Source organism: Microcystis sp. LE19-84.1B, assembly GCF_027531875.1.
GTDB classification, from domain to species: domain Bacteria; phylum Cyanobacteriota; class Cyanobacteriia; order Cyanobacteriales; family Microcystaceae; genus Microcystis; species Microcystis panniformis.
Map to the genome: position 1 here is coordinate 1 of NZ_JAPZSR010000101.1, position 14,217 is coordinate 14,217.

Annotated in this window: 13 protein-coding genes and 1 pseudogene; 6 read left to right on the forward strand and 8 right to left on the reverse strand. The window is 44.4% G+C overall.

Annotated features, from left to right (window positions below; all coding sequences use genetic code 11):
- The first annotated feature begins 578 nt into the window (after positions 1-578).
- The gene (locus tag O9324_RS05960; protein WP_288139718.1) at positions 579-1,283 is read left to right on the forward strand and encodes a PEP-CTERM sorting domain-containing protein; all 705 of its coding nucleotides are present in this window, start codon (positions 579-581) and stop codon (positions 1,281-1,283) included.
- A 200-nt stretch (positions 1,284-1,483) separates the two neighbouring features.
- Here O9324_RS05960 and O9324_RS05965 read toward each other — a convergent pair whose 3' ends face one another.
- Positions 1,484-2,707: an ABC transporter substrate-binding protein gene (locus tag O9324_RS05965; protein ID WP_288139719.1), complete on the reverse strand. Its 1,224-nt coding sequence runs from the start codon at positions 2,705-2,707 to the stop codon at positions 1,484-1,486.
- A 526-nt stretch (positions 2,708-3,233) separates the two neighbouring features.
- Here O9324_RS05965 and O9324_RS05970 point away from each other — a divergent pair.
- The 4 genes from O9324_RS05970 (at position 3,234) to O9324_RS05985 (ending at position 6,246) form a co-directional block, all read left to right on the forward strand.
- Positions 3,234-3,539 (forward strand): DUF6825 family protein, encoded by a 306-nt coding sequence (locus O9324_RS05970; protein ID WP_002742311.1) that lies wholly within the window; start codon positions 3,234-3,236, stop codon positions 3,537-3,539.
- A gap of 90 nt (positions 3,540-3,629) precedes the next feature.
- Positions 3,630-5,318, forward strand: coding sequence for an ABC1 kinase family protein (locus O9324_RS05975; RefSeq protein WP_288139727.1), 1,689 nt, complete (start codon positions 3,630-3,632; stop codon positions 5,316-5,318).
- Positions 5,319-5,362: 44 nt separating this feature from the next.
- Complete coding sequence (locus tag O9324_RS05980; protein WP_288139720.1) at positions 5,363-6,085, forward strand: Stp1/IreP family PP2C-type Ser/Thr phosphatase; 723 nt, start codon at positions 5,363-5,365, stop codon at positions 6,083-6,085.
- Positions 6,082-6,246: a hypothetical protein gene (locus O9324_RS05985; protein ID WP_288139721.1), complete on the forward strand. Its 165-nt coding sequence runs from the start codon at positions 6,082-6,084 to the stop codon at positions 6,244-6,246. The genes O9324_RS05980 and O9324_RS05985 overlap by 4 nt, the downstream gene beginning before the upstream one ends.
- Positions 6,247-6,342: 96 nt before the next feature.
- Here the strand turns inward: O9324_RS05985 and O9324_RS05990 are convergent, their stop codons facing one another.
- From O9324_RS05990 to aat, 3 genes are all read right to left on the reverse strand, one after another.
- The gene (locus O9324_RS05990) at positions 6,343-7,743 is read right to left on the reverse strand and encodes an ankyrin repeat domain-containing protein (protein ID WP_353851683.1); all 1,401 of its coding nucleotides are present in this window, start codon (positions 7,741-7,743) and stop codon (positions 6,343-6,345) included.
- Between the two features lie 20 nt (positions 7,744-7,763).
- Positions 7,764-8,870, reverse strand: a complete 1,107-nt coding sequence (locus O9324_RS05995; RefSeq protein ID WP_353851684.1) for a hybrid sensor histidine kinase/response regulator — start codon at positions 8,868-8,870, stop codon at positions 7,764-7,766.
- A 445-nt stretch (positions 8,871-9,315) separates the two neighbouring features.
- A complete protein-coding gene (gene aat / locus O9324_RS06000; protein ID WP_288139724.1) occupies positions 9,316-9,897 on the reverse strand; it encodes a leucyl/phenylalanyl-tRNA--protein transferase in 582 nt (193 codons plus the stop codon).
- 34 nt (positions 9,898-9,931) lie between these two features.
- On the opposite strand from aat, the gene O9324_RS06005 reads away from it, so the two are divergent.
- Positions 9,932-10,273: a DUF8822 family protein gene (locus O9324_RS06005; protein WP_002767794.1), complete on the forward strand. Its 342-nt coding sequence runs from the start codon at positions 9,932-9,934 to the stop codon at positions 10,271-10,273.
- Positions 10,274-10,287: 14 nt separating this feature from the next.
- On the opposite strand, the gene O9324_RS06010 is transcribed toward O9324_RS06005, so the two are convergent.
- The 4 genes and pseudogenes from O9324_RS06010 to O9324_RS06025 form a co-directional block, all read right to left on the reverse strand.
- Complete coding sequence (locus tag O9324_RS06010) at positions 10,288-11,889, reverse strand: glycosyltransferase family 39 protein (RefSeq protein WP_288139725.1); 1,602 nt, start codon at positions 11,887-11,889, stop codon at positions 10,288-10,290.
- A 60-nt stretch (positions 11,890-11,949) separates the two neighbouring features.
- Positions 11,950-12,888: a glycosyltransferase family 2 protein gene (locus tag O9324_RS06015; protein WP_288139726.1), complete on the reverse strand. Its 939-nt coding sequence runs from the start codon at positions 12,886-12,888 to the stop codon at positions 11,950-11,952.
- 111 nt (positions 12,889-12,999) lie between these two features.
- The gene (locus O9324_RS06020) at positions 13,000-13,782 is read right to left on the reverse strand and encodes a hypothetical protein (protein ID WP_193957269.1); all 783 of its coding nucleotides are present in this window, start codon (positions 13,780-13,782) and stop codon (positions 13,000-13,002) included.
- A gap of 171 nt (positions 13,783-13,953) precedes the next feature.
- Positions 13,954-14,217 (reverse strand): annotated as a pseudogene (locus O9324_RS06025) (hypothetical protein); the annotation flags it as partial.

The window sequence follows — 14,217 nt, forward strand, 5'->3', positions numbered from 1 at the left end:
ATTACAAGTGTATTGACCTTGAGTTCCCTTGCCTAGTTTGGTATCGATGTGATACTAAACGTCGGGACATATAAACAGTTATAAGGTTGGTCAGGGTTGACCTGTTAGATTCAGTCAGGGGACTGAAGACCTTACTAGGCGATTATTTCAGGCATTCGGTTCCTTATTTCTTGCCTAAACGTTTCGCACAAATCCTTTGAGTATAGGCTACATATCAGGACAGGCAATAGGCACTCTTGCAAGAGGCAAAAGGAAGAATAAATAATCAGTCTTTAATAACCAGATTTAGTCTAAGACCAAAGACTGGCGGATGGTTAACCACCACACTTTCCACCACAGTATTGTATTTTTAAATACAGTTTAATAAAATCTTTATATTTTTCTCGTGCCAAGGTTCCACTTTCCCATGAGAAAAGGGAGTGTCTCCCTCCCTTCCCTGATCGGTTACACAAGAGCTAGAACCTCTGCAAATGCTTACGAGGTATGGTTTTTATCATCTACCCGTTTTAATGCCTTGACATTTCTACCTAAATGCTGTAGGGTACGGACGGCACTTCACTTATTATCGGAGCCGTACCATGCTTAGTTTGGCAAAACTTATCAATTTCTGGGAGGGGGTAAAGCCCTGCTTATCAATTGCCAGTTCTACTCTGTTGGTAGGATTTTTAGGATTGAGTAACTCAGCCCAGGCCCTGCCTCTTGTTGTATTGCAGGACTCATATACCACCACTAATCCTTCGACGGGAACCGGTGTAAATCCACCTAACACTTTTACGAGTGTTGCTGATGTTGGTGGAACCATCACCTACACGGTTAATCAAGGGCAGATTTCTGTTGGTTTTACCCCAAGTATCATTTTGTTTGGCGGTTCGACCACTAGCGGCAGTTTTTTTACCGTTTTAAATACTATTGCTGGCAACCCCTATGAAGTGGATTTTACTACCGTCCAAGGTGGTGTGTCTAGCACTCATGCCCTAAAGGTGAATGCCTTTAATGGAAATGGAGTTGGGGGTACTTTGCTCGGTAATTCCGGTCCAGTCGGGATCAATAGCTCGGGTAATTTCACATTTACGGCAACCAGTGGTCAAAGCACTCTTGAGGTTTTGGGGATACTTGGGACCCCTAACGTCAGTTCTGATATTGCCTTTGATAATTTAAAAGTGAGTACCGTAGCTGTACCCGTACCCGAATCTGAACCCCTAGCCATGTTAGGTTTAGTAACCGTTATCGGATTCGGTACCGGCCTGCAGCGGAAACTTGCTAAGAATAGTCAGAAAAAATAAGTCCCGCAAAAATAAGAAAAAGACACAGAAATAACCTTGATCCTATTCCTTTTGTCTCGTGCCAAGGTTCTAGATTGCCATGAGAAAAGGGAGAGTCTCCCTCCCTTCCCTGATGGGTTACACAAGAGCTAGAACCTCTGGAAATGCGTTGCAAGGGAGAGCCTGGCAACGAGGTGGAAACGAGAAGAACCCTTTACTGATTAATTTTTCACAAAAGTAAATTTACCATTTTTACCATCGGCATCCATTTTAATTTGTGCCACGGAGAATTTATCCTGAATGATTTCCCCTTCGGGAGTAAAAGCAATATCTCCCAAGACAGTGACATACTTACCCGCTAAAATTTCCTGATTTAATTGTTGGCGAATTTGTTCGAGGGAAAGTGTACTGAGTTTATTTTTATCATCTACTCGTTTTAAGGCCTCGACAAAAACTTGAATTCCCGTAAAAGCTTGAGCGGTAAATTGGGGCGGTGCTTTTTTATTTTCTGCTGTATAAGCGGCGACAAAATCCCGATTAATAGGATTATCTAATTCCGGGTTATAAGCTTGAGCGATGATAATGCCATCACATTGAGCTTGACAAACCGGGAAAATATTAGAAGTATTTAAACCATTGCCCCCAATAATTAACCCCTGATAGCCTAATTGTCGCAACTGTTTGACCAAATTGCCCCCGTCAGCAACCAAACCAGAAATAACCACTAAATCCGGTTTCATATTAATAGCGGCGGTGGCTTGGTTTTGAAAATCTGTATCGGTGGTTTGGAATTTCTGCACGGTGACAATATCAAGATTTAAACTCTTTAGGGTTTCTTGAAAAGTTTCCGTTTCCGATTTACTAAAAGCATCATTTTGGGCAAAAAAGACAGCCACTTTTTTAATCTTGGGATCGATTTTTAAAGCGGTTTTAACTGCATTGGGAGCGACCACAGCCACAGGAGCAGACACCCTACCCACATATTCACCGATCTGGGGGATACCTTTAGCCGTGTTAGACGGGCCGAGAATGGGAACTTTGGCTCGATCGGCGATCGGACTAGCGGCAAAAGCTTGCTGGGACAGAGACGGACCGAGAATACCCACCACCTTATCTTGAGTGATTAGGGTATTAATGGCGTTGATCGCCCCCGGTTCATCCCCGGCCACATCCTGGATAATAACTTTAATCGGTGTTCCATTGACTCCGCCCTTTTTATTAAAATATGTTTCAGCCATCTTGACACCGATCACCTGTTCCTGTCCCAATAGGGCGAGATTGCTAGTTTGAGCCAAAGCTGCACCGATGGGAATAGCAGCAGTGGCGGCGTTTTCTGCGGGACTGGGGTTAGTTTGACTGGTGGGAGTGCCGGAATTACAGGCCACCACTAAACCAAAAGTGACTAGGGATAATATTAAGGGGATTAATAAACGTTTTCTGAGCATCTTAACTCTCCAGGAGGCTGATATTGTTGATGACACTATTATTTCGCTAATCGGGTTGATTTCAGCGATAATTCTCGACGCGATCGGACTGGATTTTGCTCCCTTATACCATTTTTCATAAGTAATGGCAGAGATGGTTAATCGCCCTAACCCCCCACCCCCCCAACCCCCCCGACGTCGGGGGGGCAAGGGGGGGTAAGATGCCTGCCAAGAATAAAGAAAAATGGTATTAGCGCCCTTTCTTTCCCCTAATTTTGTCGATTAACCCCCCGTCTCATACTAAATCCTGTTTAAAAGGCATAGGAGATTGGGGTGTAGGGTGTGGGGTGTGGGTTGTGGGGAGAAGGGAGACACAATTCATAACTTGAGAGTTAATCACACTATTGAAAACGGATTTGGTCTCACCTCCGTTTTCAGAAAAACGATTTGCCTTTTCTGGTTCTGTCGCCTAACCTAGTAGTTAGGGAATTTATTATCGCCTTTCCCGTCCACAAACCCCAGCAAGCGAAAACATCCATTTAAGATTATGACTAACCCCGTTATTCACGCCTTTTTCCTCGGACGAGCGATCGCTGAAGTGGTCAGTGAACAGCTAGAAGATGCGTTTACCAACGCTTTAAGCGAATTAGGCAAATTTGATGCCGAACAACGGGAAAACCTGCGGCAATTCGTCGAAGAAGTGCAAATGAGAGCCGATCGAGCCATGGAAAAGGGAGTATATACTGGTACAGACTCCAGTGGTTCCTCCAGTGCCGATGTGCAGGAAAACATCGACGAAATGCGGGCCGAAATCGCCCAATTGCGCTCGGAACTAAAAAACTACCGGAATTAACCCAAAACCCTCTTTTAGTCGCTTTAAAGCCCCAAAAATTGCGTGTCAGCCCTTCTACCCGTCCCCGTTACCCTAGAGTTAAACCCAGCAATGCCGGCCCTCCAAGTCGCCAAAAATAGCTATCGTTGGAATCGAGAAAACTATTCCATCAATCGTCGTCGTCTAGATATTTGGCGATTCGTTCTGACTGTACTTTATCAATTCTGGCTCAACGGTAAAAAATGGAGCTATAACGGCGGCTATAGCCAGGAAAAACTCGCCAGCAGACGCAGAAAACAAGCCGCTTGGATTCGGGAAACCATGCTAGAATTGGGTCCAACTTTTATTAAAGTCGGTCAACTGTTCTCCACCCGGGCCGATCTTTTTCCCCTCGAATATGTGGAAGAACTCTCGAAACTACAGGATCAGGTTCCCGCATTTACCTACGAACAGGCCAGCAAAATTATCGAGGTATCCCTCGGTAAACCCCTCAATCAACTCTTTAAAAGCTTTGATCCTATTCCCCTAGCAGCCGCTAGTTTAGGGCAAGTTCACCGGGCCCAACTGAAGAGCGGGGAAGATGTGGTGGTCAAAGTCCAACGGCCCGGATTGAAAAAATTATTTAGTATCGATCTGACCATCCTAAAAAAAATCGCCCAATACTTCCAAAATCATCCCAAATGGGGTAAAGGTCGCGATTGGACGGGTATTTATGAAGAATGCTGTAAAATTCTCTGGGAAGAAACCGATTATCTCAATGAAGGTCGTAATGCCGACACTTTTCGCCGTAATTTTCGCGGGGAAGATTGGGTGAAAGTACCGAAAGTCTATTGGCGCTACACCTCTCCCCGGGTTTTAACCCTAGAATACCTCCCCGGCATCAAAATCAGTCATTATGAAGCCCTAGAAGCGGCCGGACTCGATCGCAAATTGTTGGCTAAACTAGGGGCAAAAGCTTATCTAATTCAACTACTCAATAAGGGCTTTTTTCACGCAGATCCTCACCCCGGCAATATCGCCGTTGATAGTGACGGTTCCTTAATTTTCTACGATTTCGGCATGATGGGACAAATTAAGACCAATGTGCGCGAAAAATTAATGCAGACTCTCTTGGGAATTGCCCAAAAAGATGCCGATCGCGTGGTCACTTCTCTGGTGGATTTAGGAGCATTAACTGCTAATGGTGATATGGGAGCAGTGCGGCGATCGATCCAGTATATGCTCGATAACTTCATGGATAAACCCTTTGAGGAACAGTCCGTGGCCTCTATCAGCGATGATCTCTATGAAATCGCCTACGATCAGCCTTTTCGCTTTCCCGCTACCTTTACCTTCGTCATGCGAGCATTTTCTACCCTGGAAGGGGTAGGCAAAGGACTCGATCCCGAATTTAACTTCATGGAAGTGGCCCAACCTTTTGCCCTGCAATTAGTAAATGATATGACAGGAAATAATGGCAGTAATATCCTCGATGAGTTAGGACGACAAGCAGCCCAAGTGAGCAGCACCGCCCTGAGTTTACCCCGACGCATCGATGATACGATCGAAAAATTAGAACGGGGTGATATCCGTGTCCGGGTCCGTTCCAGCGAATCCGATCGACTTTTGCGGCGATTGGGTATGATTCAAATGGGAACCAACTATACTTTACTGGTCAGTGCTTTACTTATCTCAGCGACGCTTCTATTCGTCAGTGGTTTTGGTTGGTTAACTTTAGTGCCGATGGCGATTTCCCTGCTGCCGGGGATAGCTCTTGTGAGACTTTGGCGAAAAATTGAACGTCAGGATCGCATGATGTAATTGATTGCGGGATAATAAATATTGTGTTAAAAGCAGAAATTTCGATGAACAATCTTTCTTTTGGAGGAATGACCGATCCTGGTGTAGTGCGATCGGTTAATCAGGATAGTTATTATATCGACCCCGATCGGCGCTTTTTTATCGTTGCTGATGGTATGGGAGGTCATGCGGGGGGCCAGGAAGCTAGTCAAATCGCCACTGAAACTATCCAAGCTCATCTAGAAGAACACTGGAATTCGCCCCTGACTGCTGGGGAATTGCTACAGGAGGCAATTACCGTCGCTAACGAGAAGATTATTGAAGATCAACTGAAACATCCCGAAAGACAGGACATGGGGACAACTCTAGTCATGGCTATCGTCCGAGATGATGGCTCTTGGTACACCCATATTGGTGATTCCCGTCTCTATCGCTTTCGTGAGCAAAAATTAGAACAGGTGACGGAAGATCATACGTGGATAGCTAGGGCGATAAAAATGGGCGATCTGTCCGAAGAAGATGCGAAAAACCACCCTTGGCGACATATTTTATTTCAATGTCTCGGTCGTCGCGATTTGCCCCCAGTGACGGTATCTCCCCTCGATCTGCAATCCGGCGATAGTTTAATTCTCTGTAGTGATGGTTTGACGGAAGAACTGTCCGACGAGGAAATTAGCGATTATTTGCAAACCGGTGCCGATTGTCAGGAAATTGTCGAGAATTTAGTGGCAGCGGCCAAAGAAGCCGGCGGTTCTGATAATATCACCGTGGTCATGGTCAGCTGTTGACTATCTTGGGTTTGGGGCAAAAAGTTTCTCGTGGGGATGTGGGGAAGTGGGGAAGTGGGGAAGTGGGGAAGTGGGGAAGTGGGGATGTGGGGAAGTGGGGAAGTGGGGAAGTGGGGGAATTTCAACTAACACCCTATCACCCTAAAACCCTAAAACCCTAAAACCCTAACACCCTAACACCCTAAAACCCTAAAACCCTAAAACCTGCCGATCGCCGATCGCCTCATCTCCACAAGCAATTTAAATGCGTGGGCAGCTTACTCGATCGCTCCTGCTTGTTGTAATAAAGAAACGATCGCCTGATGGTGATTAAATTTAGCTAACATTAAAGCGGTCATTCCCCCTTGATTTTTCTGATTTAAGTTCACCTTTCCCCCGTCTAACAAAACTTTAACCGTGTCGAGACAACCGTGATAACTCGCCCACATTAACGGGGAAGCGCCGCTAAAATCGAGTTTATTGACATCGGCACCGATATCGATTAACCAGCGCACCAATTGACTATTATTGTCCTCACAAGCTTTCATGAGGACGGTTTTGCCATCGGGATAAACGGCGTTGGCATTAGCCCCGTAGTCGAGGAGATAACGGCAGATTTCCGTAAATTGGCGCTGTAAAGCTAAAGTTAACGGTGTTTCTCCCTGCTGAGTTAGGTTAGGGTCGGCTCCCTGTTTTAACAATTCTAAAACGATCGCTTCGTATCCCTGCACCGTGGCGATAAGCAAGGGTGTATCACCAAAATGGTTGCGGTGATTGACAAAAGCGCCAGCTTGTAGTAGGGCCTGAACGATCTCTAAATGTCCTTCGATCGTGGCTAAATGCAGGGCCGTTTCCCCAGCCTGATTTTGATTGTTAACACGGGCCCCCTGAGCGAGTAAAAGTCGGACAATATCGAAATATCCCTCAGCAGCGGCGATCATCAGGGCAGTTTCTCCCTCCTCCGTGCTGATGTTTGGATTGGCTCCCGCTTGCAGTAAAGTTTGTACGCTGCCGAGATTTCCCCTCTCTACAGCCAAAATTAGGGGAGTTTCCCCGGATAAAGTGGGAGAATCGAGGGGCATACCACGGTTAATAAACAATTCGAGGACTTCTGGGCGATTAGCGTTGAGAGCCTCTAACCAAGCTTCTTGACAGATTTCTTCATCTACACCACGATCGAGCAGTAAATGGACAATTGCGGCGTAATTTTGTTTGATCGCTACAGATAAAGCCGTATCTCCATCCTGATCGCGCATATTGACCCGAGCGCCGGCGGTTAATAACTGTTCTGCGATCGCTGTATGACCCTTATAAACGGCGATCATTAGTGCTGGTGTACCATCTTGATTGACCTGATTGACATTAGCACTGGCGGCGATTAATTGAGCAAGGATTTCACTGTGATTGAGGGCAGCCGCTAACATGAGAGGGGTTAAACCTTGAGGTTGTTTACTTTTGTTGATATCAGCCCCAAATTCTCGCAAAATTGCCACAATTTCCCCATAACCCCCCTGCACGGCATAGATTAAAGCCGTAGTATTTTGGCTATCGGTGGCGTTGACATTTGCCCCCTGACTCAGTAAAGCTTGAACCCGCGCGAGATTGCCCTGACGCGCCGCTTGTATTAACAGGATATCCCAATTAGAAGCCATTAACAGTGACCGATCGGCAGAAAGTATTTTTTCTATTATCGATCTTTCTAGACAGGTAAACGGACAGAAACGCTAGTACCCCGTTCTAATTCTGAGGTGACGGCAATAGTTCCCCCATGAGCATCGATAATGCGACGGGAGAGATAAAGTCCTAACCCATTGTTGGAACTGTCTGGGGAACCGGAGTACAGGCGCTCGAAAATCCGGGGTAGTTCTTCTGCTGAAATGCCTATACCAGTATCCTCGACGACAATGGTGACAAAAGTATCTTCCTCTGTGGCGGGGATGAGATGAATTTTCACATCACCCTTTTGGGTAAATTTAATCGCATTGCCGATGAGATTGGTTAAAACGCGCCGCAGTTCCAAGCGATCGCCAGTTAGGAAAATTTCCCCAGCATTTTCGGCATTTAAGCTTAATTCTAGTCCTTTTTCTCGGGCAAGGGGAGTTAACTGCTGACAGACTTCTTCGAGAATATCGATAATCTTTAATTTAGTAAAATTAAGTATCTTTTCGCCGTTTTCATAACAATAAACTTCCAAAAGATTATTAACCATTTCCAAGAGATTTGTATTACTGCGAATAATCACATGAATGACTCGACTCATTTCGGGAGTAATCTCACCGTATAAACCTTCTTGAAATAGTTCTAATATGTGATTGACAGACACTAAGGGAGTTCGCAAATCGTGGGTCATCCTCGAAACAAAATCTTCTTTTTGTCTAGCCAATTGCTCTTTTTCTTGTTTGGCAATCGTCACTTCTTGTTCCGCTTCATAGATGCGTAGGGCGTTTCGCATCGCTTGATTTAAGCGCAAGGCAGAAAGACGAAATTTACTCAGATAATCGGAAGCACCGGCTTTCATCATATCTACGGCAATTTCTTCGTCTCCGTGACCGGTTAAGACAATTAGGGGTATTTTAAGTCCCTGTTGCCGAATTTCCCGCACCAAAGTCAAACCATCTCCATCGGGTAGAAGATAATCGATAAACATACAGTCGAAAAGATTATTGGACATCTGTTCTTTAGCCTCTTGATAGTCAGCGGCTTCTGTTATTTCTATCGCCATCTCCGATGTTCTTAAGAATCGGCGCACGGCGATCCGATCTATTTCATTATCATCAACAATTAGAATTCTTAACTGGTTTAACATTGCCAATTTAAATCTGAATTTCATTACTGTCTGATCTACCCTGATAGAATACCTCGAATCGGGTTCGATGGTCAAGACATTTTCGAGGTCGATTCTTACAGCTTTTTTCTTAAAGATGAAGTATAACCTAATTTGCTATTGACGACCGAATCGTGACGACTGGCCCCCCAAAACGAAAAATTAGTACCTCACTATTAAGATGACTGCCACAATCGGAAACAATACTTAGGGTCTGCTGAATAAATCTAAAAACCTTTTTGGATAAGACTTTTGGACTTTTTTCCCCTCAAAAAGTGCCAGCCATTGCGGGGATCGGGGGGAAAATTCCTGGACTTTTTCCCTGAAAATTAGGTAGTTGACCACCTAAAAATCGATGAAACCCCACACCCCACACCCCACACCCCAGACCCTGCCCCCAGGAAAAGCTTTTTGCCGCAAACCCTACTTAAACAAAATGGCAATGCTTCAACAGAGCTCCTTCAAGTAGGGGATGATATTCTTTTTCGGAGATAGTATAGGCCCCAAATCTAGCCAGATGGGGATTTTGCATTTGGGCATCAAATAGACAGAAATCCCGTTCTCTGAGGTGTTCGACTAACTTGACCATGGCTACCTTAGAACCATCGGGAATTTTATAAAACATCGATTCCCCGATAAAAACCCCGCGAATTGCCAAACCTAAAATCCCTCCCGCTAATTGATCCCCTTGCCAAGTCTCGAAACTGTGGGCCCAACCAGCCTGGTGTAATTGCTGATAGATTTGGATTAACTCCGGGGAAATCCAAGTCAGCGAGCGATCGGCACAACCGGCACAAACCCCAGCAAAATCGCGGTTAATAGCCACGCTAAAGCGATTTTGATTCAAAACTCGTTTTAGGGACTTGGGATACCTAAAACGCCGATCGAGGGGGATAAGAGCGCGATTTCTACTAGAATACCAATCCAATCGACCCCCCTCATCGGCCATGAGAAAGTAACCGCGTGCGTATCCTTGTATAATAGAGGCGATATCCACGACTCCCCCCAAGAATTCAGTCTCGTAGCCTGATCATTCTCTAATTATGCCTGATCATCCCGCACCAATTCCGCCTATCACTTTACCACCGATCGAAAATCCCCAACAGGAACAAACTTGGCTGCGCACCGCTTTACATCGTTGGTTAGATGCAGAATTTATTCCCGAAGCTATTAATGAAACTATCGCTGAACGTGCTAGTCAAATTTTTCTGCGTCAGCGTTTGGAAGGGGAAAACGATCTCGGTAACTTGGTGATTGCGATCGTTACCGAGATGCAAGCTTTTGATTTCCGCGAAAGTTTTTATAGTGAATTTGCCATCGCTAACGCCGTCAGTGATTTAATTTTAGATAGTTTGGGGATCGATCGCTGTTGTGGGCAAAGTTAGACAGTTTTTCTCTGTTACTGGAGTTTAATTTCTATTAGCGCCCCTGCTAATTTTTTTGTACGAATGGGGTATTGCTCATTTAAGAAGTTAACAAAATCTTCTTCGGGATGTGCCACGACGATATTACTATAATTTTGGGCTAATTCCTTGAGATTGAGTTTTTGCCGCCAGGATTCCACATCGCCATTCTGAAATAATTGAAACTTAACTCGATCGTTAACTAAATAGGATAATGCCAAAAAGAAACTAGGGGTATTATCGCTGATAACTATCGGCTTGGTCATGGAGTTTAAAACAGGGGCGATTTCTAGATTGGCTCCACTGGCTGTACCTCGTTGATCGTCTAAACCCGCATCAGGAGTTAACCCCAGAAATACACCAGATACTATACCTAGTAGCAGGAAAATTAGCAAGATTTGTTGTCCTAAATAGTGCAGCCAATTTTTTGGGGATTTTGAGCCGATATAACTGGCAATCAGGTAGGATATAGCCATCTGCATTCCCAGAAAAACCGGTAGATAATATCTAGCTTGTAGGGAGCGGATCGATGGTTTTAATAAATCAGGTACAATTTGAAACAGTGTCGGAACAACAATCAAAGTTATGAGGAATAACCAAACTTTCGGCGATGCGTATCGGATGAGATGATAAAGAGAATAGACCACTAACAATAATATTAATAGATGAAAAGTCGATTCTAATTTTCCTTTGCGGTGAAAGAAATCCACAAATACATGACCAGTATGACGAAATAAGGTTTGAGATATTTCGATGATATTAGTCTTAAACTGTCGATAGTATTGGGTATTGCGATCAATTTTGTCTAGGTTGCTAAAAATCACGAATAGCCAAGGGCTAAATAAAACTAAGCTGCCAACAGCTGCCAATATATAGCTAACAACTGTTCTTGTAATTTTCAATCTCTCGAGAAGAATCACATATAAAGCTTGGGCGATGGCGACGGTAGCAGAAAATAAATGAGTATAAAAAGTCAAGGCTAAACTCAGGCTATACCAGAGCCAACTTTTAAGCGTATTTTTACGGATTGCTCGTAAAAGAGCAATTCCTGATAAAAGAATTGTCAATGTCCAGAGACTATACTGGGTGGTATTTTGAGCCACAAGCATCTGAAAGGGAGAAACAGCGAATAAAGCGATCGCTATCCAGCCTGTTAGGGAGGAATCGAACAATTCTAGGCATAACCAATAAAGGCAAGGAATGACTAAGATACTTAAGAAAATCGAGAAAGTTCTGGCCGAATGTTCGATGGGGATTAACTGCATCCAGAAACGCGCTGACAAATGGTATAGGGGAGGATGTTCTGGATTCCCCATCAGAGAACGCAAGGCATCGGATAGAGAGCGTTCGGAATGAGGATGTTGAAAATATTGTAGGTCTTTCCGACCAATAATTTCACCGTTGAAAGCCTGCTCCCGCACGTCTTGAGTCGTGTATCCCGAAAAACGCATAATACTTCTCACTTCATCGGCACTATAGACTTTTTGCTCTATATGAAAAAACCGCAATCCCATACCGATCACTAAAATAGTGATAATCAAAAACTTGCCGAAATTAGCGGCCGATCGATCGGGTAAATATTTTTTCTGGTCTATCATAAGTTTATTTGTCCGTAGGTCATCAATCGACAAGAATTAATTGATAGTTGTTGGGAAAGTTTAATTGATTTCCAACCCAGCGATCTCAGCGATCGTATAAGCGGGTCTGCCTTTAACTTCTTCGTAAATTCGCCCGATGTATTCCCCTAATATGCCAATACTGATCAATTGTACCGAACCCAAGAAAAACACAGCGATCAAGATAGTAGCTAAACCAGTAACGGGAGATTCGGGTTGCTGTAAGCGCCAGTAGAGAACCAGTAAAGCCATCAACAGGGCAATTAAAGCAGAAAATAAGCCTAAATAAGTGGAAAGACGCAGGGGAATCTTAGAAAAAGACACCAAGCTATTAATCGCTAAAGCTAGGGATTTTTTAAAAGTGTACTTGACTTCCCCAGCAAACCGGGGATCCCGCTCAAATTTAACAGCAGTTTGTCGGAAACCAATCCAAGCGCGCAAACCGCGAATATAACGATTCCGTTCTGGCATAGAATTTAAGACCTCCACCACCTGACGATCCATCAGACAAAAATCCCCCGTGTCCGCAGGGATATCCACGTCGGCTAATTGTCTCAGCAATCTATAGAAAACGTAGGCAGTTAGGCGTTTAAACCAACTTTCTTTTTTCCGTTTTGTTCTCTGGGCGTAAACCACATGATAACCTGCTTGCCAAGACTCAATCATTTTGGGAATCAATTCTGGTGGATCTTGCAAGTCGGCATCGAGGACAACAATAACTTGACCCCTAGCAAAATTAAGTCCTGCCGTTACTGCAGCCTGATGGCCAAAGTTACGAGCAAAGCTAATGTAACAGACCCTAGCATCTCTTTCCTGTAGTTCCCGCATTAAATTTAAGGAACGGTCCCGACTGCCATCATTAATCAGAATCAGTTCCACAGAATCATCTAAACTATCCATGACGTCACTGACACGGCGATAGAGTTCTGGAATGGTTTCTTCCTCGTTATAAATCGGGATAATTAGCGAGTATTTCGGCATTTTCGAGAGTTTGAACGGACAAAAGCCGTGTTTTTATGGCGGCTGCTACGCTAAATATTCTGCTAAAGTATCCCTTTTGTCAACTTAATAGATTACTGCTAGACAGTGCTTTTAAATTGCCAAGGAATGATCGACCATTGCTTGCCGACGTAAACAATTCCAGTAGGCTGCATAGAGATCCGTCTGTTGACCGCGCAGGGAAGCGATCGCTGGTGCGGCAGGAAAAGGCCAGAGACGATCAAAAACCACTTCCCGATGAGCCAAACGAAACTGTAGCAAATAAACAGAAGCAGGAGCCTGTAAATTATCCAGTAATTGCGCTGCCAGCCGGTGTAAAGACTTAAGACTCTCTCTTTCTAGACTAATCGGTTGACTGTAGGCATTAGGGATCATACCCTCCCCGATTACCTCACCGTATTCTAAACCCTTAGATGTCACCGTGATCGGCAACCAAAGATCCCCAAAAGAAGAATCTCCCTGACTGGTTTTATAGTGCAGGGTATGGGCAACCCAAGCGCGTCTTTCCTCGATATCCCGACAAGCTTGATAAACTTTTTTACCCGGAAAATTCACCCAATTGGGCAATTGAATTGTTAAGGGACACCAGATTAAATTATTTTGGCTGGTTTTACCCGACTCCATTTTTGACCACAAAGAAGCCGTCCCCGTCACCTCCACCGCCAAGGATTTAGGAACCGCATTTTTTAAGGCAATCACCATCTTTTCGGTAACGGGCGATAGCCGAGACATCTGACCACTGGCTTGAGCTTCGGCATTAACGAGAATGATAACTTTGTCCATTTCTTCTTGTGGGTTGGGTGAACTTGAACGATCAGCGGTGAGGTTGGTTAAGAATGCGAACTGACTGGGGTTCAATGCTTCTGTAGTCGCCATGGCAAAAGCTATTTCTCTGGATTTTAGCGTATTATACAGGAGCGTAACTATTTTTTACGGATTTTTTCAACAACAAGCATCTTCTAGTCGGGATTTTTCTTCTCCCCCTCATCGAAAAATTGGGTCTGAAACCCCGCCCTTTAGCGATAGCGGAGGGCGGCTTTATATAAGTCAGTGAGAAACAATTAAACCGTTAGAACGACGGATTAACTGAATCTTGCTAACAGCTATCTGTCCCAATCGTTGACCATTGGCATCGCTTACAGATAACTGTTTTTCGGTATCTCCACTAATATAACCAATTCCTTTGGGAGAAGAAACTAAATCTCCTTTACGGAACCCATGTCTTGTGGTAGAGCCACCATATTTACGTCGTTTACCACCTTTGGAAAAAACCATCAGGTGAAGTTGACGACGACTAATAGGAGGACGTTT

Coding starts and splice junctions, on each gene's coding strand:
- O9324_RS05980 (WP_288139720.1), top strand. CDS start 5,363: ATGAACAATCTTTCTTTTGGAGGAATGACCGATCCTGGTGTAGTGCGA.
- O9324_RS05975 (WP_288139727.1), top strand. CDS start 3,630: ATGCCGGCCCTCCAAGTCGCCAAAAATAGCTATCGTTGGAATCGAGAA.
- O9324_RS06005 (WP_002767794.1), top strand. CDS start 9,932: ATGCCTGATCATCCCGCACCAATTCCGCCTATCACTTTACCACCGATC.
- O9324_RS05995 (WP_353851684.1), bottom strand. CDS start 8,870: ATGTTAAACCAGTTAAGAATTCTAATTGTTGATGATAATGAAATAGAT.
- O9324_RS05965 (WP_288139719.1), bottom strand. CDS start 2,707: ATGCTCAGAAAACGTTTATTAATCCCCTTAATATTATCCCTAGTCACT.
- O9324_RS05960 (WP_288139718.1), top strand. CDS start 579: ATGCTTAGTTTGGCAAAACTTATCAATTTCTGGGAGGGGGTAAAGCCC.
- O9324_RS05970 (WP_002742311.1), top strand. CDS start 3,234: ATGACTAACCCCGTTATTCACGCCTTTTTCCTCGGACGAGCGATCGCT.
- O9324_RS06010 (WP_288139725.1), bottom strand. CDS start 11,889: ATGATAGACCAGAAAAAATATTTACCCGATCGATCGGCCGCTAATTTC.
- O9324_RS06015 (WP_288139726.1), bottom strand. CDS start 12,888: ATGCCGAAATACTCGCTAATTATCCCGATTTATAACGAGGAAGAAACC.
- O9324_RS06020 (WP_193957269.1), bottom strand. CDS start 13,782: ATGGCGACTACAGAAGCATTGAACCCCAGTCAGTTCGCATTCTTAACC.